General features: G+C 68.1%; 19 protein-coding genes and 2 tRNA genes. 15 read left to right on the forward strand and 6 right to left on the reverse strand.

The annotated features are described in order from the left end of the window. Positions 1–6: 6 nt before the first annotated feature. From yidC to rpmH, 4 genes are all read right to left on the reverse strand, one after another. Positions 7–1,035, reverse strand: a complete 1,029-nt coding sequence (yidC, locus tag ABEA42_RS04310; RefSeq protein ID WP_345501354.1) for a membrane protein insertase YidC — start codon at positions 1,033–1,035, stop codon at positions 7–9. 96 nt (positions 1,036–1,131) lie between these two features. Next, positions 1,132–1,461 (reverse strand): membrane protein insertion efficiency factor YidD, encoded by a 330-nt coding sequence (gene yidD, locus ABEA42_RS04315; protein WP_345501352.1) that lies wholly within the window; start codon positions 1,459–1,461, stop codon positions 1,132–1,134. Next, a complete protein-coding gene (rnpA, locus tag ABEA42_RS04320) occupies positions 1,458–1,934 on the reverse strand; it encodes a ribonuclease P protein component (RefSeq protein ID WP_345501431.1) in 477 nt (158 codons plus the stop codon). Before rnpA ends, yidD begins: the two co-directional genes overlap by 4 nt. Next, a complete protein-coding gene (rpmH, locus tag ABEA42_RS04325) occupies positions 1,873–2,010 on the reverse strand; it encodes a 50S ribosomal protein L34 (RefSeq protein WP_056882794.1) in 138 nt (45 codons plus the stop codon). The genes rnpA and rpmH overlap by 62 nt, the downstream gene beginning before the upstream one ends. Positions 2,011–2,460: 450 nt before the next feature. Between rpmH and dnaA the strand changes: the two genes are divergently transcribed. From dnaA to ABEA42_RS04350, 5 genes are all read left to right on the forward strand, one after another. After that, entirely contained in the window at positions 2,461–3,993 is a 1,533-nt protein-coding gene (dnaA, locus tag ABEA42_RS04330) for a chromosomal replication initiator protein DnaA (RefSeq protein ID WP_345501349.1), read from the forward strand. 682 nt (positions 3,994–4,675) lie between these two features. Beyond that, complete coding sequence (gene dnaN, locus ABEA42_RS04335; RefSeq protein ID WP_345501348.1) at positions 4,676–5,809, forward strand: DNA polymerase III subunit beta; 1,134 nt, start codon at positions 4,676–4,678, stop codon at positions 5,807–5,809. Positions 5,810–5,930: 121 nt separating this feature from the next. Continuing rightward, complete coding sequence (gene gnd / locus ABEA42_RS04340; protein WP_345501347.1) at positions 5,931–6,995, forward strand: phosphogluconate dehydrogenase (NAD(+)-dependent, decarboxylating); 1,065 nt, start codon at positions 5,931–5,933, stop codon at positions 6,993–6,995. Positions 6,996–7,053: 58 nt separating this feature from the next. Continuing rightward, complete coding sequence (recF, locus tag ABEA42_RS04345) at positions 7,054–8,253, forward strand: DNA replication/repair protein RecF (RefSeq protein WP_345501346.1); 1,200 nt, start codon at positions 7,054–7,056, stop codon at positions 8,251–8,253. Next, a complete protein-coding gene (locus ABEA42_RS04350) occupies positions 8,246–8,899 on the forward strand; it encodes a DciA family protein (protein ID WP_345501344.1) in 654 nt (217 codons plus the stop codon). Before recF ends, ABEA42_RS04350 begins: the two co-directional genes overlap by 8 nt. On the opposite strand, the gene ABEA42_RS04355 is transcribed toward ABEA42_RS04350, so the two are convergent. Then, positions 8,890–10,551 (reverse strand): NUDIX hydrolase, encoded by a 1,662-nt coding sequence (locus ABEA42_RS04355; protein WP_345501343.1) that lies wholly within the window; start codon positions 10,549–10,551, stop codon positions 8,890–8,892. The two genes, ABEA42_RS04350 and ABEA42_RS04355, sit on opposite strands and share 10 nt — an antisense overlap. A gap of 101 nt (positions 10,552–10,652) precedes the next feature. On the opposite strand from ABEA42_RS04355, the gene ABEA42_RS04360 reads away from it, so the two are divergent. The 10 genes from ABEA42_RS04360 (at position 10,653) to ABEA42_RS04405 (ending at position 22,400) form a co-directional block, all read left to right on the forward strand. After that, positions 10,653–11,102, forward strand: a complete 450-nt coding sequence (locus ABEA42_RS04360) for an acyl-CoA thioesterase (RefSeq protein WP_345501342.1) — start codon at positions 10,653–10,655, stop codon at positions 11,100–11,102. Further along, on the forward strand, positions 11,099–12,202 hold the full coding sequence (locus ABEA42_RS04365) for an alcohol dehydrogenase catalytic domain-containing protein (protein ID WP_345501340.1): 1,104 nt from the start codon (positions 11,099–11,101) through the stop codon (positions 12,200–12,202). The genes ABEA42_RS04360 and ABEA42_RS04365 overlap by 4 nt, the downstream gene beginning before the upstream one ends. 339 nt (positions 12,203–12,541) lie before the next feature. Then, the gene (gene gyrB, locus ABEA42_RS04370; protein WP_345501425.1) at positions 12,542–14,554 is read left to right on the forward strand and encodes a DNA topoisomerase (ATP-hydrolyzing) subunit B; all 2,013 of its coding nucleotides are present in this window, start codon (positions 12,542–12,544) and stop codon (positions 14,552–14,554) included. A gap of 118 nt (positions 14,555–14,672) precedes the next feature. Beyond that, the gene (gyrA, locus tag ABEA42_RS04375; protein ID WP_345501339.1) at positions 14,673–17,300 is read left to right on the forward strand and encodes a DNA gyrase subunit A; all 2,628 of its coding nucleotides are present in this window, start codon (positions 14,673–14,675) and stop codon (positions 17,298–17,300) included. Between the two features lie 56 nt (positions 17,301–17,356). Then, positions 17,357–17,803 carry a DUF3566 domain-containing protein gene (locus ABEA42_RS04380; RefSeq protein ID WP_345501337.1) on the forward strand — a complete coding sequence of 149 codons (447 nt, stop codon included), beginning with the start codon at positions 17,357–17,359 and terminating at the stop codon, positions 17,801–17,803. A gap of 186 nt (positions 17,804–17,989) precedes the next feature. After that, positions 17,990–18,066: transfer RNA gene (locus ABEA42_RS04385), tRNA-Ile, on the forward strand. A gap of 44 nt (positions 18,067–18,110) precedes the next feature. Then, positions 18,111–18,230, forward strand: a complete 120-nt coding sequence (locus tag ABEA42_RS04390) for a DLW-39 family protein (RefSeq protein ID WP_345501335.1) — start codon at positions 18,111–18,113, stop codon at positions 18,228–18,230. A 26-nt stretch (positions 18,231–18,256) separates the two neighbouring features. Further along, positions 18,257–18,332: transfer RNA gene (locus ABEA42_RS04395), tRNA-Ala, on the forward strand. A 1,354-nt stretch (positions 18,333–19,686) separates the two neighbouring features. Next, the gene (locus ABEA42_RS04400; RefSeq protein ID WP_345501334.1) at positions 19,687–20,640 is read left to right on the forward strand and encodes a hypothetical protein; all 954 of its coding nucleotides are present in this window, start codon (positions 19,687–19,689) and stop codon (positions 20,638–20,640) included. 233 nt (positions 20,641–20,873) lie between these two features. After that, the gene (locus tag ABEA42_RS04405; protein ID WP_345501333.1) at positions 20,874–22,400 is read left to right on the forward strand and encodes a ParB N-terminal domain-containing protein; all 1,527 of its coding nucleotides are present in this window, start codon (positions 20,874–20,876) and stop codon (positions 22,398–22,400) included. Between the two features lie 511 nt (positions 22,401–22,911). On the opposite strand, the gene ABEA42_RS04410 is transcribed toward ABEA42_RS04405, so the two are convergent. Further along, entirely contained in the window at positions 22,912–24,327 is a 1,416-nt protein-coding gene (locus ABEA42_RS04410) for a DNA cytosine methyltransferase (RefSeq protein WP_345501332.1), read from the reverse strand. Between the last annotated feature and the right edge of the window lie 148 nt (positions 24,328–24,475).

Genomic DNA, 24,475 nt, shown 5'->3' on the forward strand with positions numbered 1-24,475 from the left:
TGGCTCTCAGTTGTCGGTCTTGGACGTGGTCTCGGTGGCGGCGGCGCCGGGCGTGGCTGCCCGCGGCTTGGCGCCGCCACTCTTCTTCTTCTTGTTGCGGCTGGGCTGCTGACGCTGGCCGCTGGGCTTCGGCGCCTCGGCACCGTCCGACTTGTCGCTCTTGTCCAGTCCCTTGACCGTGAACTCCTCCACGGGCTTGCCCCGCTTGGCCCTGCGCGCCTGCATGGCCTTCTCCGCGGGTGACCCCGGGGCGGGCATGCGGCGGATCACGTAGAACTGCTGGCACATGGACCACACGTTGGTGGTGAGCCAGTAGAGCAGGACGCCGATGGGGAAGTTCACACCGGAGATGGCGAAGAACAAGGGCATCAGGTAGAGCAGCATCTTCTGCTGCTTGGCGAAGGGGTTGTCCAGCGCGGAGGCCGGCATGTTCTTCATCATCAGCTGGCGCTGGGTGGTGAAGGTGCTGGCGGACATCAGGACGATGAGCACGATCGTCACGATCTTGGTCGTGAGGGTGTCGGCCCCGATGAACTTGTCGGAGAGCTGCGCGCCGAAGAGCGTGGACTGCTCAGCCTGACCGGCCAGGGTCCGCGTGATCGGCCCGATCTGCGGGTTCTCGCCCGAGGCGATCTTCTGCAGGCCGTTGAGCACCCGGAACAGGCCGAAGAAGAACGGCGACTGCAGCAGGATCGGCAGGCACGAGCTGAACGGGTTGGTCCCCGTCCGCTTGTACAGGTCCATCGTCTCCTGCGTCATGGCCTGACGGGAGTCCGGGTCGGTCTTGCCCTTGTACTTCGCCTGGATCTTCTGCATCTCGGGCTGGATGAGCTGCATGCGCCGCGAGGCGTGGATCTGCTTGACGAACAGCGGGATCATCGCCGCGCGCATGACGACCACGAGGCCGATGATGGACAGCACCCACGCGGCACCCGAAGCCCCGGGGATCCCGATCGCGGTGAACACGGAGTGCCAACCCCACAGGATCCACGACACGATCCATTCGAACGGGTAGATCAGGCTGTTGAAGCTCATGGTGTCCTCAATCTGGTGGCGCGACGTCGGGGTGACGCCTCGCCGATGGTTCCGGCAGCACGGTGCGTAGTCCGCCCTGCCGGCAGGGAGTGGGCCCTAGCGCTGGTGGGCGGCCGGGGCGGGTGGTGCAGGGTCTGGGGGCACGGTCACCGGGTCGGCGCGCACCGCGGTGTGCTCGGTGTGCTCCGGGGAGAGCTCCGGGACGTGGTCCACGCCACCCGGAGTCCAGGGGTGACACCTGCCCAACCGCTTCAGCGCGAGCCAGGTTCCCTTCACGGGGCCGAAACGGCGCAGGGCGGTCACGGCGTACGCCGAGCACGACGGGTAGTAACGGCAGGTCGGTGGCCGCAGGGGTGAGACGAACCGCTGGTAGAGGACGATCGCACCGATGACCGGGGCGGTCACCACCCGGCCGACGGTGGTCACGACGGTGCCGCCACGCCGGAGGCGGCGTGGGCGGTGGCAGCGTGGGCGGCCACCTTGGCGGTGACCCGCGGCAGGAGCCGGTCCAGCTCGGAACCCAGCTGGGCAGAGGTGGCGTGCGCCGCGGCCGGGTTGGCGCGGACCACGACGTCCACCCCGGCCGGCACCTGCCCGATCCTCGCAGCGGCGAGGGCGCGGAGCCTGCGCTTGGTGCGGTTGCGCACCACCGCGTTACCGACGCTCTTGGATACGACAAAACCGACCCGCGGCGGGAGTCCCGCGCGCGCGTCGGTCTGGCCAGCGTGGACCACGATGAGCGTGGAGCCTGCTCGGGCTCCCCTGGGTCCCCTCAGAACCGCCGCGAAGTCCGAGCTCGCACGGAGCCGGTGCCCCGCGGGCAGCACAGGGGTCGCCTCAGGCGGAGAGCTCGGAGCGGCCCTTGGCGCGACGGGCCGACAGGATGGCGCGACCCGCACGGGTCCGCATACGCAGGCGGAAGCCGTGGGTCTTGGCCCGACGACGGTTGTTCGGCTGGAAAGTACGCTTGCTCACGAGGGATCTCCGTTACTGGTCAGGCGCGGCGCCTGCTGAGTGCTGGTCTGCGGTCCACCAGCCGCAATCGGAAACCCGCGACCTGACGCCACCGGGGTGGGATCGGGGCAGTCACGGGCATGCGAAAACGGCCGACAGGCCTGCTCCACGGTACGCGAGCGCTGTCCACAGGGTCAAACCAGCGCCCGGCGCCCTGCTCGCCACCCGGAGAGGACCTCCTCTAGCATCGGTTTCGAGCACCCGCACCGCGGACACGCCGCGGGATCGGAAAATTTTGACTCGCAGATCCCCAATTTTCGGGGTTTGGCTTGCTCCGCGGCCTCCGGCCTTGTTAGCGTCCACCCTCGTCCCATCCCCATACCCACAGGTTGTGGATAAGAGTGTGGACAAGGCACCATGACCCTGCGACAGGGCAGCGACCGCGGACACCGTCGAAAGGGATGTGGACCAGTGAGTGACGCCGATCTGGACTTTGCTCAGATCTGGCAGAACACCATCGCCACCCTCGACGCCGACGGGCTCCCCGCGCGTGAGCGCGCCTTCCTCGCCCTGGCCCGTCTGTCCGGACTGCTGGACGGCACCGCCCTGGTGAAGGTGCCCAACGACTACACCAAGGACGTCGTCGAGCAGCGCGTGCGCGATGCCGTGACCAGGGCCCTCTCGAGCCAGCTCGGCGCCCCCGTCAACCTCGCCGTCTCGGTGGACCCCTCCCTCGACGAGGACCACTACGTCGAGGACACCGTCGGCTTGGTCGAGGAGCACCGGGGCACGGGGGGCCATGCCTTCGACGACACCGCGTTCTCGACCGACCGCGGCGGGTCCGGGCAGGTGGACCACATGGCCGGCCACCACGGCGGCACCCCCTCGCTGGACCGGTCGAGCCAGGACCAGCCGCCGGCACCCCCGCAGCGCCGCCCGCGCGACGAGGTGCCCAGCATCACCGACGAGTCGGCGACGAGGCTGAACCCCAAGTACACCTTCGACACCTTCGTCATCGGTGCGAGCAACCGGTTCGCCCACGCGGCCGCGGTCGCGGTCGCCGAGGCGCCGGCCAAGGCGTACAACCCGCTGTTCGTCTACGGCGAGTCCGGGCTGGGCAAGACCCACCTGCTGCACGCGATCGGGCACTACGCCCGCAACCTGTACCCGCACGTCAAGGTGCGCTACGTGAACTCCGAGGAGTTCACCAACGACTTCATCAACAGCATCCGCGACGACAAGGCGAGCAACTTCCAGCGCCGCTACCGCGACGTCGACGTGCTGCTCATCGACGACATCCAGTTCCTGCAGGGCAAGGTGCAGACGCAGGAGGAGTTCTTCCACACGTTCAACACCCTGCACAACGCCAACAAGCAGGTCGTCATCACCAGTGACCTCCCCCCCAAGCTGTTGTCGGGGTTCGAGGAGCGGATGCGCAGCCGGTTCGAGTGGGGCCTGCTCACCGACGTCCAGCCCCCCGACCTCGAGACCCGCATCGCGATCCTTCGCAAGAAGGCCATCCAGGAGCGGATGAGCGCCCCCGACGAGGTGCTCGAGTTCATCGCCAGCCGGATCTCGACGAACATCCGCGAGCTCGAGGGCGCGCTCATCCGCGTCACCGCGTTCGCCAGCCTCAACCGGCAGAGCGTCGACATGGGCCTGGCCGAGATCGTGCTCAAGGACCTCATCCCCAACGAGCAGGGCTCCCAGATCACCAGCGCGACGATCATGGCGCAGACCGCGGCCTACTTCGGGCTCACGATCGAGGACCTGTGCGGCACGTCCCGCTCCCGGGTGCTCGTGACGGCCCGCCAGATCGCGATGTACCTGTGCCGCGAGCTCACCGACCTGTCCCTGCCGAAGATCGGGCAGCAGTTCGGCGGCCGCGACCACACCACCGTCATGCACGCGGACAAGAAGATCCGGCAGCTGATGGCCGAGCGGCGGGCGATCTACAACCAGGTCACCGAGCTCACCAACCGCATCAAGCAGCAGTCCCGCTGACGCTCGCCGCCTGGGTTGTCCACAGGACAGTCCACAGGTGTGCGTGCGTGTTCACCGCTCCGTTACCCAGCGCGACGCCCGGCGGCTTCGTGGCGAGCGAGCACGACCACGTGCTCCGCTGAGCACGGGACCGGACGGAATCAGGGCAAAACAGCGCACACCCCCCGTGGTCCACACCTGTGGACAACTCTGTGGGTATGTGGGCACCGTCCACCGCCATCCGTCGAACGGATGATCTTCCTGCACACCCGTGGACAACCTGTGGACAACCCGTGCACGACACCCCGGCAGGGTGGGGACGAGACGGGCGTGTCGTGTGGAACGCCTGTGGGCGCCGATGCCGCGTCCACAGCCCGACGCCGCGTGCCCCACGGCTCGTCCCCGGGTCGTGCACAGCCGTCCGCGCCCGCTGACCTGCACCGATGCCCGTGGTCCACAGGATCCACACCCCCTACAACGATGACTACCCCTCTCAACTCATGGATCCAGCCCCGAGGACCAACCCTGACGACCCCCGGAGACTTGAGGACGAGAAATGAGGACTGGAGACGAGGACGGGACGGAGCCCCTCGAATCCCACGATCCGGGTTGGCCGCACCCACACCGGGCACTAGGGTCAGTGCGCAATCACATTCTTGGGGTTTGAGTACGCGGCGCGGCCGCGCGAAGGGCAGGTACGACGGTGAAGTTCCGGGTCGAACGTGAGGTGCTCGCCGACGCCGTGACCTGGGTGGCCCGTGGGCTGCCGGCACGTCCCCCGGTCCCCGTGCTGGCCGGTGTGCTCATCGTCGCCGAAGAGGAGGGGACCCTCACCCTGTCGGCGTTCGACTACGAGGTCTCCGCGAAGATCACCGTCGCCGCCGACGTCGCCGAGGCCGGGACGGTCCTCGTGCTCGGACGACTGCTCGCCGACATCTCGCGCAACCTGCCCTCCAAGCCGGTGGACGTCGCCACCGACGGCAACAAGGTCGCGGTCACCTGCGGCTCGTCCCGGTTCAGCCTCATGCAGATGCCGGCCGACGACTACCCCACCCTGCCCATCTCGCCCACCGCGAGCGGCCACGTCGACGGCGGGCTCTTCACCCAGGCTGTCGCGCAGGTGTCGATCGCGGCCGACCGCGGCGACACGCTGCCGATCCTCACCGGGGTCCGCGTGGAGATCGACGGCGAGAAGATGACGCTCCTGGCCACCGACCGCTACCGCCTCGCGATGCGTGAGCTGACCTGGAACCCCAACGCCACCGACGCCTCCCACCTGGCCCTGGTGCCGGCCCGCACGCTGTCGGAGACGGCCAAGGCGCTCGGCGCCTCCGGGTCCATCGAGGTCGCGCTCGGCTCCTCGGCCGGCGGTGACGGGCTCGTCGGCTTCGAGGCGGGCCAGCGCCGCACGACCAGCCGCCTGCTCGACGGCGAGTACCCCAAGGTCACCTCGATCTTCCCCACCAGCGTCGACACCGAGGCGGTCATCAAGACCTCCGAGCTCGTCGAGGCGGTCAAGCGCGTGGCACTGGTGGCCGAGCGCAACACCCCCGTCCGGCTGCGGTTCACCGACGGCCAGGTCGCCATCGAGGCCGGCACCGGGGACGACGCCCAGGCCTCGGAGGCCGTCGAGTCGACCCTGTCCGGGCCCGAGATCGAGATCGCGTTCAACCCCCAGTTCCTCCTCGACGGCCTCGGTGCCGTCGGCACGGACTACTCGCGGCTGTCGTTCACCCAGCCCTCGCGGCCGGCGGTGCTCTCCGGCCAGGCCGAGCAGGACGGCGAGGCCGACACGTCCTACCGCTACGTGCTCATGCCCGTCCGCTTCGCGAGCTGACCACCCCCGGGCGTAGCCTGACCTACGCGCACGGCGCGGTATGCCGTCTCGCCCGGTCCGGCCCCACGTGCGGACGTCCCGGGAACACCCCGCGCATCCCCCACACGAAAGGCGTCGTCACATGCAGCTCGGTCTGATCGGCCTCGGCAAGATGGGCGGCAACATGCGCGAGCGCATCCGCCGCGCGGGCCACGAGGTGGTGGGCTTCGACAACAACCCTGCCGTCTCCGACGTCAAGACGCTGGCCGCGCTGGTCAAGAAGCTCGACGCGCCGCGCACCGTCTGGGTCATGGTCCCCTCGGGTGAGCCGACGCGGGCCACCGTGGCCAAGCTCGCCGGCCTGCTCGACAAGGGCGACCTGGTCATCGACGGCGGCAACAGCCGGTTCACCGACGACTTCGAGAACGAGGCCCTGCTCAAGACCAAGGGCATCGGCTACCTCGACTGCGGCGTCAGCGGCGGCATCTGGGGCCTGGAGAACGGCTACGGCCTCATGGTCGGCGGTTCGGCGGCCAACGTGAAGAAGGCGATGCCGATCTTCGACGCCCTGCGCCCGGAGGGCCCCCGCGAGGAGGGCTTCGTCCACGCCGGCAAGGTGGGTGCCGGCCACTACACGAAGATGGTGCACAACGGCATCGAGTACGGCCTGATGGCCGCGTACGCCGAGGGGTACGAGCTGCTCGAGGCCAAGGACATCGTCACCGACGTACCGGGTGCCTTCAAGGCCTGGACCCGCGGCACCGTCGTCCGGTCCTGGCTGCTCGACCTGCTCGTCGACGCGCTCGAGAAGAACCCCCACCTCGAGGACGTGTCCGGCTACACGGTCGACTCGGGCGAGGGCCGGTGGACCGTCGAGGAGGCGATCGCCAACTCGGTGCCCATGCCGGTCATCTCGGCGTCGCTGTTCTCTCGGTTCGCCTCGCGCCAGCAGGAGTCCCCCACGATGCAGGCCGTCGCCGCGCTGCGTGGCGGGTTCGGTGGCCACCAGGTGATGTCGGTCGCCGAGGGCGAGAAGCTCCGGGCCGAGGGTGCCCCCAAGCACGAGAAGGCCGTGGCCGCGCAGGTCGCGCCGAAGGAGAAGCCCACCAGGAGCGCCGCCAAGGCCACCGCCAAGGGACGCAAGGCCGCAGCGGCCGGACCGTCCTCGGGCACCGGCTCCACGCGCGGCGCCAAGAAGGCGCGCTGACTCCTCGGCGTCCTGCCGTCGAGCCAGCGCCCGCCCTCGAGTCCGTGATCGGTCAACCGTGCACGTCCGCCACCTGACCGTCTCCGACTTCCGCAGCTACCCCACGGCCGAGCTGCCGCTCGAGCCGGGGGTGACCACGCTGGTCGGGCTCAACGGCCAGGGCAAGACCAACCTGGTCGAGGCGATCGGCTACCTCGCCACGCTGTCGAGCCACCGGGTCGCCACCGACCAGCCGCTCGTGCGGTTCGGTGCCGAGCAGGCGGTGATCCGCGGCGCGGTGGTGCGGGACGGGCGCGAGACCCTGGTCGAGCTCGAGATCAACCCGGGCCGGGCCAACCGGGCGCGGCTCGGCCGGGCTCCGGCAGGGCGGCCGCGGGACGTGCTGGGCACCCTGCGCACCGTCCTGTTCGCTCCTGAGGACCTCGCCCTGGTCAAGGGCGACCCGTCAGAGCGCCGCAAGTTCCTCGACGACCTGCTGGTGTCCCGGCAGCCGCGGTGGGCCAGCGTGCGCAGTGACTACGACAAGGTCCTCAAGCAGCGCAACGCCCTGCTCAAGTCGGCGGCGCCGGTGCTCCGGCGCGGGCAGCGCCGCCCCGCACCCCGCCCCACGGACGAGCCGGTCGAGGACGCCCGCGCCTCCGCGCTGCACACCCTCGACATCTGGAACGAGCACCTCGCCTCGGTGGGGTCCCAGCTCCTGTACGCCCGGCTCCGCCTCCTGCGCGACCTCGGGCCCTACCTGGCCAAGGCCTACGACGAGGTGAGTGCCGGCCAGTCCGACGCCCGGGTGTCCTACAAGAGCTCGCTGCGCGAGGCGGCGTCGGCGGAGCTGGCCGCGGGTGAGGTGCCCGAGATCGACCAGCTCCGCACCGAGATCCTCGAGACCCTGGCCGAGCTGCGTGACCGGGAGGTCGAACGGGGCATGTCGCTGGCCGGGCCGCACCGCGACGACCTGGTCCTGTCGCTCGGGGACCTGCCGGCGAAGGGCTACGCGAGCCACGGCGAGAGCTGGTCGTTCGCGCTGGGGCTGAAGCTGGCGGCATACCAGCTCCTGCGCCACGACCTCGGCGACGACCCCGTGCTCATCCTCGACGACGTGTTCGCCGAGCTGGACTCCGGCCGCCGCGAGCGGCTCGCGGCGATGGTGGCCGACTGCGAGCAGGTGCTCATCACCGCGGCGGTCGATGCGGACGTGCCGGGCACCCTCACCGGCCGCACGTACGCCGTGAGCCTGGGTGAGGTGGCCCTGCGTGGGTGAGGGGCGCGAGCCGGGACCGGGGGACGGTCGCCGCGACGGTCCGTTCGAGGACGCGCTCGAGGAGCCGGCCGCGCAGCTCGCGGAGGGCGCGGAGGGAGCCGGTGCCGACGCCGAGACTGACGACCCGACCACCGACCTGACGACCGACGAGCTGACGGCCGCGGCGGAGGACGCAGCGGCCGCGGCCCTGCAACGAGCCCGGGCCGCCGCGCGGGACAAGGGCCTGCGTCCGGGGTTGAGACCGATGCGTCGCCGCCGGCCGGGCGAGCCGTCGAAGGTCCGGCGCGACGGGCGCGACCCGCTGCTGCTCGGCGACCAGCTCGACCGGCTGCTGTCCGACCGCGGCTGGAAGGTCGACGTCGCGGTCGGGTCGGTGATGGGCCGCTGGCCCCAGATCGTCGGCGATGAGGTGGCGCAGCACTGCACCCCGGTCACGTTCGAACTCGGCGTGCTCACCGTACGGGCCGACTCCACGGCCTGGACCACCCAGCTGCGCCTGCTGGAGGCCTCGATCATGGGTCGGCTGGACAACGAGGTGGGCAAGGGGACCGTCGCCGCCCTCAAGATCGTGGGCCCGAGCGCCCCCTCGTGGTCCAAGGGGCCGCGCCGCAGCCAGGGCCCCGGCCCGCGCGACACCTACGGCTGAGCCGACACCTCGACCGCCTCGCCCGTACCGCGCTTCAGCAGGATGGTGCCTTCAGGAGGCGGCACGGGGCCGCTCGTGACCAGTGAGTGCAGGAACGCCTCGACGCGCGGCCTCGCCTCCTCCACGGTGAGCCGCCGAGCACCCGGCTCCCCGGGCCCACGGAAGTGGTCGTGCAGCTGGGCCGAGTGGTGCGCCAGCAGGCAGCTCGTCAGGTGGGGCTGGTGGTCGGCGGCGTTGAGGGTCCAGCGCAGCGTCTCCACCAGCAGCGGGTGCAGCTCGGTGCTGGTGGTCGTCGGTGGGGCCAGCACGAAGACGATGGTGTCGTCGACCTCCCACAGCCCCTCGGCCGGGTCGGCCCGACCCGCCCGCACGGCGACCTCGTGGGCGGTGAGGCCGGTGCGGCAGCTGCTCAGCAGGACGGTCGTCCCGACCTCGTCGTCGGTGTCGAACCGGCAGGTGCCCGAGACCTGGATGTCGGAGGGGGTGACCTCGAGCGCCAGCTCCTCGCAGGCCTCCCGGGCCAGGGCGCGCAGCGGGTCGGGCAGCCCGAGCGGGTCGTTGTCGTGGCCGATGCCGAAGCGGGGCCGCATCTCGAGGTTGCCGTTGACGCCGGGGTTGAGCCGGTGCGGGAAGGGCACGTGCTCGGAGCGACGGGCCAGCACGAGGTAGCCGTCCGAGGTGACCGGCAGGCAGGACAGCGTCAGGACCGCGGCCTGGGCGCTCAGCTCCGCACGCGGGGTACCCAGTCCCCTGCTGCCGACGTACTGGGTGGCGACCACGGCGCTGTACGACGCCTCCGCGAGGGTGAGGTGCAGGCGCAGCCACCCGCTCATGCCGTCGCGCTGCAGCCGCACCGCCCGCAGCGAGGGAAGCACCCCGTCGAACGCCTTCCCGATCATCCGGTCCTCGAGGACCCGGCGCTGGGAGGGCGTGAGCTCCACGGTGCGGGTGGGCGTCCCGTCCTCCTCGGCGAGGGCCTCGCTCAGGCCACCGGCGACGACCCACCGCTCGCGGACGTGGGAGACCGACAGAGCGTTGAGCAGGCCGCCGGGACCTGCCCCTGGGGCGAGGTTCGACAGCTCGAGCCGTGAGGTTCCGGCCTCGCAGCGGACCGACAGCGCACCCATGGTCGGGGCACCGCCACGCATGAAGGCGGCAGCCTCCCCCAGATGGGTCGCCACCGCGTCGGCGGTGTCGGCCTGCATGGCGATGAGCGGTGCCGACCCACCGCCGAGCAGGCCCCGGGCGCGCTGGCGGGCCCCCAGGCGCCGGTAGGCGTCGGCGAGTTCTCGCAGCGACTCAGCCGGGTCCGGACCCGCTCCCAGCGCGGACAGGGGGTGGTCGGAGTCCGCGCCGCGCTGGTCCAGCCAGCGCAGCTCCTCCGCCGGGGTCAGGCACGTGGTGTCGGCCAGCACGGCCCGCACCCTCTCGCCGCAGGCGCGCCTGGCACGCACGCGCTCGGTGACGACCGGCCCTTCGGCGAGGGAAGCGAGGACCCTCCCGACCGTACGGCGCCGGTCCCGTGCCAGCGCCGACCGCACCAGCGGGTTGCGGCCGGAGATCCAGAGCAGGAGCACGGTGAAGGGCACCCCGACCGTGAAGACGTTGGCCGCCGCGGAGATCCAGTCGGTGAAGGTCTTGGCGTCGGGCACGGGGGCCTCTCTGGTCGGGGTCGTCGCCGCCGACCCTAGGGGGATCGCCTCCCGATGTCCGTGAAGCGGCCCCGCGCGACGGGGTTCCCTAGGATCGGGTCATGACGGCCGACGGCGACCGCGCGCTGACCCGCGGGCACTTCGACCACGTCGTGCGGGCGACCACGCGGTGGTCCGACAACGACATGTACGGCCACCTCAACAACGCCGTCTACTACGAGCTGTTCGACTCGGCCATCAACGGCTGGTTGATCACCGGGGCCGGGGTCGACGTCATGGCGCTGCCCGAGCTCGGGGTCGTGGCCGAGTCGGGGTGCCGCTTCTTCCGTGAGCTGGAGTACCCCCACGCGCTCGACGTCGGCGTCCGGGTCGAGCGGCTCGGCCGCAGCAGCATCACCTATGCGCTGGGCCTGTTCGCCGCCGACGCCGAGGAGGTGGCGGCACTCGGGCACTGGGTCCACGTGTACATCGACCGCACCTCCCGGTCGAGCGTGCCCATCCCGGCCGCCGTGCGCGAGCTGCTGGAGCGCGCCGTCGAGGACCGGGGATGAGGATCACCGGAGCCGTTCTCGAGGAGGTCGGCCGACCCGGGCCCTGGGCCGACACGCGTCCGGTCACCGTGTGCGGGCTCGACCTGGCCGACCCCGGCCCGGGTGAGGTCGTCGTCGCCGTCGAGGCGGCCGGGGTCTGCCACTCCGACCTCTCCGTCGTCGACGGCAACCGTCCCCGCCCGGTCCCGATGCTGCTCGGCCACGAGGCAGCGGGTCGGGTGGTCGCGCTGGGCGCCGGGACCACCGACCTCACCGTGGGCCAACGGGTCGTCATGACCTTCCTGCCGCGGTGCGGCCAGTGCGCCGGCTGCGCCACCGGTGGCCGCGTGCCGTGCGCACCCGGCTCCGCGAGCAACGCCGCGGGCGAGCTGCTCGGTGGCGGCCGTCGACTCTCCCGCGACGGCGCCCCGGTGCACCACCACCTCGGGGTGTCGGGTTTCGCCACCCACGCGGTGGTCGACACCCGATCGGTCGTCGCGGTGCCCGACGACGTCCCCCCGGAGGTCGCGGCGGTGCTCGGCTGCGCCGTGCTGACCGGTGGCGGGGCCCTGCTCAACGCGGCTCCCCCTGCGCCGGGAGAGTCCGTGATGGTCGTGGGCCTCGGAGGAGTCGGTATGGCGGCCCTGCTCACCGCGGTCGCGCTGGGCACCGGTCCGGTGGTCGCGGTAGACGGGGTCGCCGCCAAGCGCGAGCTGGCCCTGGAGCTGGGGGCCGCGCAGGCCCTGGACCCGGCGGAGCTGGCCGGGCGCGGGCTGCGGGCGGAGGTCGTCGTCGAGGCAGCCGGCAGCGCCCGGGCGTTCGAGGCCGCGCTCGCGGCCACCTCCCCGGGAGGGCGCACGGTGACGGTCGGGCTGCCGCACCCCGACGCCCGGGCCAGCATCTCGCCGCTGCTGCTCGTCGCCGAGGCCCGGACCGTCATCGGCAGCTACCTCGGCTCGGCGGTGCCGTCGCGCGACATACCCGTCCTCGCCCAGTGGTGGCGGGAGGGACGGTTGCCGGTGGAGGCGCTGGTCTCCTCGCGCATCGCCCTCGACGACCTCAACCACGCGATGGACGAGCTGGCGGCAGGGCGCGCGGTCCGCCAGGTCGTCGTGCTGTGACCACCGGGCGACAAACGCGAGAATCCGGCTCTGAGGGGCGGGGTGACGTACCGGGAGTCATTTGGGGGTGCTTTTTTGGCTCGAATACCGGCTCACGGGCCGCCTGAGGCCTCTCCGACACCGCCGACAGGTAGACTGTGAGGTGAAATCGCGGCCAGCTGGTCTCCAGACTGGTCGCGTGTCATGAGCAGGGTGCAGCGACGTGCCGGGGCCACCCCCGAGCGGCTGCCCCACCGGAGAAGGAGCACCGTGTCCGAGTCTGACCAGACACCGCACGAGAGCACGCCCATCCCCGAGACCTCCGAGAACCTCACCGCCGAGCAGGCAGAGGCTGCCCGCCTGCGCGCCGAGGCCGAGCTCGCCGGGGTCCCCGAGGGTGTCGACTACGACGCGAGCGCGATCACCGTGCTCGAGGGGCTCGAGGCCGTGCGCAAGCGCCCCGGCATGTACATCGGGTCGACCGGCGAGCGGGGCCTGCACCACCTGGTCTGGGAGATCGTCGACAACTCCGTCGACGAGGCCCTCGCCGGGTACGCCGACACCATCGACGTCACCCTCCTCGCCGACGGCGGGGTGCGGGTCGAGGACAACGGCCGCGGCATCCCCACCGGCATGAACGACGCGTACGGCGTGTCGACCGTCGAGCTCGTGCTCACCCAGCTCCACGCCGGCGGCAAGTTCGGCGGCGGCGGTTACAAGGTGTCCGGTGGGCTCCACGGCGTCGGTTCCTCCGTGGTCAACGCCCTGTCGACCCGGCTCGACGCCGAGGTGCGGCAGAAGGGCCACGCGTTCCGGATGTCGTTCGACCACGGTGTCGCGACCGCTCCCCTGGCGCAGATGGAGGAGTCCGACCGCACCGGCACGACCATCACGTTCTGGGCCGACGGCGACATCTTCGAGACGACCCACTACGACTTCGAGACGATCCGTGCGCGGTTCCAGCAGATGGCGTTCCTCAACAAGGGCCTGACCATCAACCTGGTGGACGAGCGGGTCGAGGAGTCCGAGGCGGACGCGGCCGAGACCGTCGACGCCACCGAGAAGAAGCCGCGCCAGGTCAGCTACACCTACGCCAACGGCCTCGTCGACTACGTCACCCACCTGGTGAGCTCGAAGAAGTCCGAGCCGGTCCACGCCGAGATCATCTCGATCGAGTCCGAGGACACCGAGCGCCAGCTGAGCCTCGAGCTCGCGATGCAGTGGACGACCGCGTACTCCGAGTCCGTGCACACCTACGCCAACACCATCAACACCCACGAGGGCGGCACCCACGAGGAGGGCTTCCGCGCGGCGATGACCAAGCTCATCAACGACTTCGCGCGCAAGCAGAACATCCTCAAGGACAAGGACGACAACCTCACCGGCGACGACATCCGCGAGGGCCTGACCGCCGTGGTGTCGGTCAAGCTCGGCGAGCCGCAGTTCGAGGGGCAGACCAAGACCAAGCTCGGCAACTCCGAGGTCAAGGGGTTCGTCCAGCGCGCCATGACCGACGAGTTCGGGCACTGGCTGGAGGCCCACCCCAGCGAGGGCCGCGACATCGTCCGCAAGTCCGTGCAGGCGGCTGCCGCCCGCATGGCCGCCCGCAAGGCGCGCGAGGCCACCCGCCGCAAGGGCCTGCTCGAGTCCGGCGGCCTGCCCGGCAAGCTGCGCGACTGCCAGAGCAAGGACCCCTCGATCTCCGAGGTGTTCATCGTCGAGGGTGACTCGGCCGGCGGCTCGGCCGTGCGTGGCCGCAACCCGCACAACCAGGCGATCCTGCCGATCCGGGGCAAGATCCTCAACGTCGAGAAGGCGCGCATCGACAAGGTGCTCGCCAACAACGAGGTGCAGGCGCTCATCTCGGCGTTCGGCACCGGCATCGGCGAGGACTTCGACAAGTCCAAGGCGCGCTACCACAAGATCGTGCTCATGGCCGATGCCGACGTCGACGGTCTGCACATCCGCACGTTGCTGCTGACGCTGCTCTTCCGGTTCATGCGCCCGCTCATCGAGGAGGGCTACGTCTACCTCGCGCAGCCCCCGCTCTACCGGCTCAAGTGGAGCAACCACGCGCACGAGTTCGCCTACTCCGACCGTGAGCGCGACGCCATGGTCCAGGCCGGTCAGTCCCAGGGCTGGCGCCTGCCGAAGGACGCCGGCATCCAGCGCTACAAGGGTCTGGGCGAGATGGACTACCAGGAGCTGTGGGAGACCACGATGGACCCCGACCACCGGGTCCTGCTCCAGGTGACGCTCGACGACGCCGCCGCGGCCGACGAGATCTTCGCCGTGCTGATGGGCGAGGACGTCGAGAGCCGGCGCGGCTTCATCCAGCGCAACGCCCGCGACGTCCGGTTCCTGGACATCTAGGCGCGCCGCGGGCCCACGTTTCACGTGGAACCCGCCGCGCGACGTACGCCCCCATCGTTGAAGTGCTGATCTTTGAAAGTGCGGTTCTCGTGAACTGCACTGAGGGACAAGGGAATTCATGACTGAGATACCGCCCGTCGAGTACGACCGGACCGAGGCGATCGACCTCAACGCGGAGATGCAGCGCAGCTACATCGACTACGCGATGACGGTCATCGTCAGCCGCGCGCTGCCGGACGTCCGTGACGGACTCAAGCCGGTGCACCGTCGCGTGGTCTACGCCATGTACGACGGCGGCTACCGCCCCGACCGCGGCTACAACAAGTGCAGCCGCGTCGTCGGTGAGGTGATGGGTCAGTACCACCCGCACGGTGACTCCTCGATCTACGACGCCCTCGTCCGCCTCGTGCAGGACTGGTCGCTGCGCTACCCGCTCGTCGACGGCCAGGGCAACTTCGGCTCCCCGGGCGACGACCCGGCTGCCGCCCCGCGGTACACCGAGTGCCGGATGGCGCCGCTGGCCATGGAGATGGTCCGGGACATCCACGAGGAGACCGTCGACTTCCGCGACAACTACGACGGCAAGACGCAGGAGCCGACCGTCCTGCCGAGCCGGTTCCCCAACCTGCTCGTCAACGGCAGCTCCGGCATCGCCGTGGGCATGGCCACCAACATCCCGCCGCACAACCTGCGTGAGGTCGCCGACGCGGCGCAGTGGTACCTCGCCAACCCCGAGGCCGACCGTGAGCAGTTCCTCGACGCGGTCCTCTCCCGGGTCACCGGCCCGGACTTCCCGACCGGTGCGCTCATCCTCGGGCGCAAGGGCATCGAGGACGCCTACCGCACCGGCCGCGGCTCGGTCATCATGCGCGCGGTCGTCGAGGTCGAGGAGATCCAGGGCCGGCAGTGCCTGGTGGTCACTGAGCTGCCCTACCAGGTCAACCCGGACACCCTCGCCCAGAAGATCGCCGAGCTGACCAAGGAAGGTCGCCTCTCGGGCATCGCGGACATCCGCGACGAGACCTCCGGCCGCACCGGCCAGCGCCTGGTCATCGTGCTCAAGCGCGACGCAGTGGCGAAGGTCGTGCTCAACAACCTCTACAAGCACACCCAGCTGCAGACCAACTTCGGTGCCAACATGCTGGCCCTGGTCGACGGGGTGCCGCGCACGCTGCCGATCGACGCCTTCATCCGCCACTGGGTGGAGCACCAGGTCGAGGTCATCCAGCGCCGGACGCGGTTCCGCCTGCGCAAGGCCGAGAACGAGATCCACATCCTGCGTGGTCTGCTCAAGGCCCTCGACGCCCTCGACGAGGTCATCGCCCTCATCCGACGGTCGCAGACCGTGGAGGCGGCGCGTGACGGCCTCATCGAGCTGCTGGAGATCGACGAGATCCAGGCGCGGGCCATCCTCGAGATGCAGCTGCGCCGCCTGGCCGCCCTCGAGCGCCAGAAGATCATCGACGAGCACGACCGCCTCGAGGCGCTCATCAAGGACTTCGAGGACATCCTCGCCAAGCCCGAGCGCCAGCGGTCGATCGTGTCCGAGGAGCTCGGCGAGCTGGTCGACAAGTACGGCGACGACCGCCGCACCCGTATCGAGCTCATCGACGGCGACATGTCGATGGAGGACCTCATCCCCGAGGAGGACGTGGTCGTCACCATCACGCGCGGCGGCTACGCCAAGCGCACCCGCGTCGACGCGTACCGCTCGCAGGGCCGCGGCGGCAAGGGCGTCCGCGGCGCCTCGCTGCGCGGCGACGACATGGTCGACCACTTCTTCACCACGACGTCCCACCATTGGCTGCTCTTCTTCACCAACCTCGGCCGGGTCTACCGCGTCAAGGCCTACGAGCTGCCGGACTCCGGACGCGACGCCAAGGGCCAGCACGTCGCCAACCTGCTGGCGTTCCAGCCGGACGAGAAGATCGCCCAGGTGCTGGACGTGCGTGACTACGAGCAGCAGCCCTACCTCGTGCTCGCCACGAAGAACGGACTGGTCAAGAAGACGCGGCTCGCCGACTACGACTCCCCGCGCAGCGGTGGCCTGATCGCGGTCAACCTCAAGGAGGGCGACGAGCTCGTCGCCGCCGACCTCGCCTCCCAGACCGACGACCTGCTCCTGGTGTCCCGCAAGGCGATGTCGGTCAGGTTCCACGCGACCGACGAGCAGCTGCGCCCCATGGGCCGCGCCACCAGTGGTGTGACCGGTATGCGGTTCCGCGGCGACGACTCGCTGCTGTCGCTGAGCGTCATCCACGAGGGCGAGGACCCGGACGTGTTCGTGGTCTTCGAGAACGGCATGGCCAAGCGCAGCCCGTCCTCGGACTGGAACGCCAAGGGCCGTGGTGGCCTCGGTGTCGCGGTCGCCAAGATCACCGAGCGCAACGGCGACCTGGTCGGCGCGCTCACGGTCAGCGAGGACGACGAGGTCCTGGTCATCATGGGCAAGGGCAACATCGTCCGGATGCCGGTCGCCCCGGTCACCCGCCGCAGCCGCAACACCCAGGGCATGAAGTTCGCCAACCCGGGCAACGGCGACTCCGTCGTGGCCGTGGCCCGGAACCCCGAGCGGTCGGAGGATGAGAGCGACCTGAGCGCCGACGGGAGTGCCGCAGGCGACTCCGTGGCCGCTGATGCCGTACCGTCGTCTGTGAACGAGCAGGTCGTCGACGGTGCTGGGTCCGAGCAGGAGCCCTCCGCACCCGAGGCGCCCGGGACCGACTCCACCGGAGGTAACGAGTGAGCACGGCAGGCCAGACGAGCACCTCGTCGCGCCCGGGAGGACCGGAGGCGGGGCGGATGAACCGCGGCGCCGAGCCCGCCGGCACGGCCCGGACCGGAGCCCCGATCCGCCCGGCGGGAGCGACCGCCGCCGCGGGGCGCGCGCGACGCGTCAAGCTCACTGTCTCCCGGGTCGACCCGTGGTCGGCGATGAAGATGTCGTTCCTCATCTCGGTGGCCCTCGGCATCGCCGGCGTCGTCATGGTCGCGGTGCTGTGGATGATCCTGTCGGGCATGGGCGTCTTCTCCGAGGTCAACCGCCTGGTCGGGACGGTCTTCAACGACACCCAGAACCCGTTCGACATCATGGACTTCCTCGGCTTCGGCCGGGTGCTGTCCCTGAGCATCGTCATCGGGGTCATCGACGTCATCCTGCTGACCGCGCTGTCGACCCTCGGCGCCTTCCTCTACAACATCTGCTCGGCCCTCGTGGGCGGCCTCCAGCTGACCCTCACCGACGACTGAGCCCCCGCTCTCTCACGCAAAACGCCGGTTGCCCGGCATACCTCGGGATGGTGTCCCGCGGGTTGCCGGGCAACCGGCGTTTTGCGTGTGTCGGGGCACCGCGGAACCGTTTTGGTGGGCAGCCCCACCGTCATGTAACCTCGTGCCTCGCGCCACCCTCCGTGGCGCAGCGGAGATTGGGCTCACGGGCCTATAGCTCAGACGGTTAGAGCGCTTCCCTGATAAGGAAGAGGCCACAGGTTCAAGTCCTGTTAGGCCCACCAATCCCGATCCCCGCGGGTTCTCTGCGAGGGAAGGCGGACCACCGATGAAGAAGCTCCTGCTCATCGTCGTGACCGCAGTCGGCGCTGCCGCGATCCAGAAGAAGCTCAAGGCCCAGCAGGCCGAGAAGGACCTCTGGGCCCAGGCGACGGACTCTCCCTCCTAGGAGTCCTGGGGTTCGATCCCCACCCGGGGGCCATGGCGCAATTGGTAGCGCACCTGCTTTGCAAGCAGGGGGTTAGGGGTTCGAGTCCCCTTGGCTCCACCACAGGTCAGAACCACTTTCCGCTCGTCGGTCAGAGCCCTTTCGCGTTCGGACCTCAGAGAAGTACCTCAGTGACGTGCCTGACGGGAGCTGAGACGTCTTCCGGCCCAGAACGTCGCTACTGACGGATTCGCCGGGACGGTCCGGCTATGCCACTGGTCGTCCAGCGAAGTGCTGCGGCGGTGTGCGCGATTGGGTGTCGTCGTTTGGGTTTACCCAATCTGCGACCAGCAATGTGCCAGAGTGACAACATGGCGGCCGACGGCGGGGACTCTCCTGACCTGCCCCCAGACATCTGGTCGACGGTCGACGTCTCCGACTGGAGGGTGGCGGATTAGGAAACCGCAGGATCAAATGACGTGACCTGGTTACGTTCGTCTGCAGATGCTGTTGCATGACTGCACAAGGACACCCAAGTGGCAGCAAATGGTCACGAGCAAAGGTGAGGACTGGCGGAGGTTCTAATCACTCACATTGCGCGTGCCCTCGGTGTTCCCTATGCAAAGACACGGTATCTGCGACGCGGGCGATGGCTGCCGACTCGGGCCGAGAGCTCGAGCGCGTCACCCGGCAATACGAGGATGCACTTTCGTTGCTCGCCGAACACCTTCTCGGCGAGTCGAAGATCCGCGCTCTGGACGCGACGCTCGAGCAATGGATGCGCGGTCTGACTAGCCAGCCGGGCTACGGCGGGCTCCGCGGCCGGATCGCGCTCCGCTGGGTCGATGGCGAGTCGCCAGACGAGGCTGTCGAGGAGGCGACCTGGCGCACAAACAGGCGGAGCTCCTCGCCTCCGAAGATCCTGCTGCGGATCTGGCTCGCAGCGTCTCAAGGTGCGGCCCGGTACCAGTGGAGATAAGCCCCCGCTCATGGCTATCCGTGGCGCCTGAGGCACTTCGCACCCACCCAGAGATTGGCCCGTAGCTTGATCGCCTGCCGGCTGCCATCGGTGACCGCGTTGTTGCAGCCGGTCACTGCTCGGCTGCGCCGGCGCCACCCGACATCAGACTCTCGGCCGCTCAACGCGATCACGATCGAGCGCGGCCTCTCGCGTGTGACACCGGTCAGGTAACGCCGCGCGCGCGGCCCGCTGACTACACTCGCCGCGCTGATATCGACATCCGGGACATGGTGCTGGCGATGGTTTCCATTTGTGTTGGAACTCGTGCGCTCGCTCAAAGCAGCTCGAGTGAAGCTACTCAGGGAAAGCTCACCCAGTTGGCTCTCGCGCCGGCACGGGACGGCGCGGGGTAAGACTTCTGGAAGAAGGTGGGCGAATGACTGATTTGCGGTCCGGAGCTTGGCAAGGTGGCCTCTTGTGCTGACACCCGCATCCCAAGATCCCCAAGCTCGATTCATGAGGGCCGTACGGGGAATGCTGGCGCGACCTGACTACTTGATTCCGCTCGCTGCAGCCGAGAGGCAGTTCAGAGACCACTACTACGGACTGAACTCGGCGGCGCTGCTTGAGGATCTGTTCTTCGATGCACTGGGCAACTACATTCGCCAAGTTGAACCTTCGACTCGGCTGACGCGGCCTCCGACGGGACAGAAGGGCTGGGACTACGCGTTCGACGGGCTGCAGATCTCGCACAAGGTGAGTCAAAGTCTTAGCGAGATCGCGGCGCTGTGGGACGCAACCAAGAAGGGCGTAGACAGATGGTCCTTCGATGACCCCATCGTCTACGTCCTAGGGTCCAACACCCCACCAGGCAGTCTGCTCGTTGAGGTAGACACGGCCACGTCGCTCAGATGTCGTGCGGTGGCGGACTTGGGCCGACCGTACGTCGCAGAGGGAAAGACACTTCTGGTCCTGAGGTGGCCAGCCGATGGCAGCCAGCCGCATCTGCTAGACATCGTCCCAACCGAAAAGGGCCAAACGGTCGCGGACGCGCTTTCGTTCAGCCGCGTTTGGCGGCATGTGGCTGCGCACGTCGCATCAGGGCGTGGTGCGAACGAGATCGACGTGGTCGCGACAAGCAAGCGTTGTCCTCCCCTTCTTGTCGAGGCGCTGCTTACAGATGGCCTACCCACGCCAGTGGACCTGTCTGTGACATTCCGCGGTGGGGTGTACCTTCTGCCTCGGGAGCTCCTCCAGGACCTCACGGTGACGACCAACAACCGCGCGATCCTGATCCCGAAGGAAACCATAAAGACGCTCCTGCACGAGGCGAGTATCCGAGGCCTGTTCGCCCCGGTACCGCTCTGGTATTGGGTGTATGCGCAGGAGAGACCGCCGGATATGTACTCAGCACAGCGCGGGGAGTACGACACAAGATTCAGCGCGCGCGGCAACATTGACCCGGTCTAGCAAATGGTGGCACCACGTCGATCGCGACTGAAACGAGGACTCGCTCCTCATAGGCTTCGTCTGCAGGAGCCGACCGTGGACGCAGCGCACGCCCCCGTCTTGCGCCTCCTGTTGCGACCTCCCCACGCCACGACTCTCGCGAGCCGGTCGAGCTTCCGCGCTCCCCTCAATTTCTGGGGGAGGCGCAGGTAGGCTTCGGAATGCCTGTGTCGCCGCCCCGAGAATCGGAGAAGATGGTGCCCGTTATCCGCGCTCTGCAGACGATGCTGTCGGACGGAACGAAGAGTTTTCCCATCTACCTGGGCTATCTGGCCGCCGACCAACTCAAGTCCGTTGCAGAGGTCCCGAGTTTCAATCCAAATAGCGGAAATGCGGATATCGCTCGTAACGTTCTCAATCCACCCATCAAGAACTGGCAACGCCCTGTAATTCCCGAGAAGTGGCAAGCTATCAGGGACAAGTTCAGCCAACCAGGCGAACTAATGCCAAACCCTGTGCTATTGGCTGTCGCAGATGTTGCTCACGTTCACGTTCGGCAACAGATTCTGAACGGTCAAGCGACCGAGGTCTTCGAAATATCAGTGAATGTTCCCGCTGCTCAGGGTAGTAAGCCGTTGTGGATCCTCGACGGACAACACCGCGTGGAGGGAGTGTCCCAATCGACTAACAGTTCCAATCCGATTCCCCTAGTGCTCCTCCACGGCGAGGCATCCCAAGCCTATAGCCCAGCGCAGTTTGCAAAGGTGTTCGCTGAGGTGACGACATATGCGACTCCGCTACACGAGTTGCATGAGCACTGGCTGCAGTACGCATTCAAACTCGGCGCCTATCAAGATGCCGCCGGTGGGACATCCACATCAGAGTGGAAGGCCATGACTACCGTCGCCATGCTTTGCGAGCATCAGAACGTAGGGCCCAGCCACGTTACGAATCCGTTCTACGACAAGGTCCAATTCAACCCAGACCCGACGAAGTTGCTCGCGGCCGCAGGGGGAGGCTTCTCATATACTTCGCTGGGCCTGAAGGAAATTGTCCTTGGTCAGTACTTCAGTCGCCCTGGGTCCTCGCTCGGCCCAGCGGTCGTCGCTGATCAAATCGCCCTCGCGGTACTTGCCCTTTCGCGGAATGTCACTACGCCTACGACGGACAGTGCGTTCTTTGGCGACGCTTCACATCGTCAGAAGTACCTGATGGACGCCTATCTTGTGGGAGTCCTCACCTACCTCTTGAAACACGGTGTCCCAACGGACTGGGACAGCGTGCTCCAAGCGCTGAAATTCAACGCGAGCAACTGGGACGTAACTGGTTGGGTTCAGAGTACGGGCGGCAACTTCGGCAACGTCTCCCGCCGGGTTGCCAACAAGGTATTCGAAGACATGTTCGCCAAAGGGGCCCTGGGGGTCTCTAGCGACATTCCATCTTGGCTGGCAGGTGACGGTGCGGAACTGACCCTGCTGGCCTCGGATCCGGGGCGCGGTGGTGCCCGCCGCAACAGACTGGAAACGGTTCTGCCCATCAATGGGACCAAGCCCTTGAACATTGGCGCTGCTAGGCGTCTAAAGCTTGTGGGTCACTCGATCAACGTCGGCAACTTGAGGATCGTCGATGAGAGCCGACCCCTCGGAAACGAATTCAACCTGTCGAGCCTCAAACGTGGAGTCATCCTTCCTCAGGCCCCTGGATCCCTGCGACTTCTCGTGGGGGCCGAATACTACGGTGGCTCGCGAAGTCAGCTAAAGATCAACATTACTTGGAGTTGATTGGTGGACATTCGTAGCCGAGTCGACTCGGCCGAGTCGTATTTTCGCTTTCTGAACACCGTTCGCTACCGCCTTTGGTCTGACATCTATATAGAGTACGTAGGCGGCTCGTTGACCCTTCCTGAATCGGCAGTGTTGGTCCACCCAATGTGGAGGGACCAACTCATTAGTGAGACGCCCTGCCGTCGCCAGCGGTCATTCCAGAACCCGCCGCCGGCTTATGAGTCATGCGCGGCCAGCACGATATGGGGTTACGCGTGCCCTTCGGCGACTTCTTTGCAGACGGACCATCGATTTCCTTGGGCTCTCGGCGGTCCGACCAGCCCTGGCAATGCCGTTTACCTGTGCCGCGACCACAACCAAATGAAGGGACATGATGTTCACCTGATCGCGTGGACGGTGGACAACTTTGCCTGGCTCCATGATGAGGTCGAGGAGGTCCGCAGGCTTCTGCGGCTCTAGGCGTCTCGCCTCGAGCGAAGCAATCCCGCTTCAGGTGAGCGGCCGCTCGTCAACCAGCGAGGGTCCCTGACAGGGGTGCCGTGAGTTCTTCCTCGTGGATGAGGGCTGCTTCGGCCAACGCATTGCCCGTGGGGCGGACCGACGCACTCAGCACTGCGCGCACCAGCCTCGAAGGCAAGTCCGACGCATCTCGCTCTACGTGGGTACGGAAGACGTGCCAGGCGGCTCCAACGGCCACGCCGTTGCCCACCTGCTTGTAGCTCGCTTGGTCCCGCTGCCCCCCGAAGGAGAAGTCCCGGCCGAAGCCTTGCAGGCGGGCGGCCTCGTGGGGGGTAAGCCGGCGGCGACGGCTGCCGATGATCGAGGTCTGGGTGATGGCGACCAGTGCCGGCAGGTAGGTCGGTGCCTTGGCTCGGATGCCGGACGGCCGGAAGTGCATCACGGTGTCCCACAGCGACGCGGTGTCCTGCGCCTGCCACTCGAGCTTACGCCGCGACGCCGGGAAACTGGCGAATGCGGGGTTTGCCTTCTTCCAAGATCCGATGATGTCGCGATGGTCATCGTAGAAGCGGGCGTTCTTGACCAGAATGTCCGACTTCCACTGTGGGAGGGCATCCAGCTCCATGGGGTCGAGACCGCGCTCGGGAATCCACGAGTCGGCCCACAGGGGGAAGCCAGGCAGGCGCACCCCCCGCGCGGACCACATCCGCTGGACCAGGTCATCCCAGACGTTGATCCATTCGGTTTCGTCAGCAGTGAGTCGATACTTCTCGACGCCGGGGATCGACGTGTCGTCGTCGAGGATCCAATCGGTGTCCCAGTTCTGGACGTTCCATCCTTGAACTGGCCCCCGGACCACAGTGGGTGCCACGTCAGTCTCCGCCATGGCCCGCGCGGGCCCGACGTACGTGCCGAGGATGAAGACGCGGTCTCGGACCTGAGGCGTACCCCCGAGCGAGGGTGGAAGGAAGTGAGGCGAGAAGACGGACGGCGTCGACGACACCCGGTAGCCGATCTCGCGCAGGGTCTGGATGATCACGTCCCACTCGTGCCGGTGCCTGGGCCCGGCAAGGTTTCGTACGTTCTCTAGCAGGACGATGGAGGGCTTCCGCTCCTCCAAGATGCGAGCGATGTTCCAGAAGAGGGTTCCCCGCGCCTCGTCCATGCCGCGCTGGAACCCGGACTTGGAGAAGGGCTGACAGGGGAAGCCCGCGGCCAGGACGTCGTGAGCTGGAACGTTGACCGGAGCGTCTTCGGGGGTGTCGATCGTGATGTCCGTGTTGATGATCGGGCGTTCAGCCTCGGGCAGATGGTCCACCCAGTTGTGGAGGTAGGTGTTGCGTGCTTCACGGTCGATCTCCGATACGTAAACGCACCTGCCACCGGCATGCTCCAGCATGGCGTGGAACCCGCCAATGCCGGCGAAGAGGTCAACGTATGCGAAAGGCGCTGATCTCTTCGACATGCTTGCAAGCTTAGCTGACCAGTCAGCTAAGTCAAGCTCCCGCGCTGCGGCTGTGAACTGAAGCGGTAGAACGAAATTCATGGCAAGGAACACCTCCGGTTGGCACGCATCCCAGAGGTCGACCCGACGCGCTGCGTGACGTTGACGG

The sequence above is a fragment of the Pedococcus ginsenosidimutans genome, from assembly GCF_039544395.1.
GTDB lineage: Bacteria > Actinomycetota > Actinomycetes > Actinomycetales > Dermatophilaceae > Pedococcus > Pedococcus ginsenosidimutans.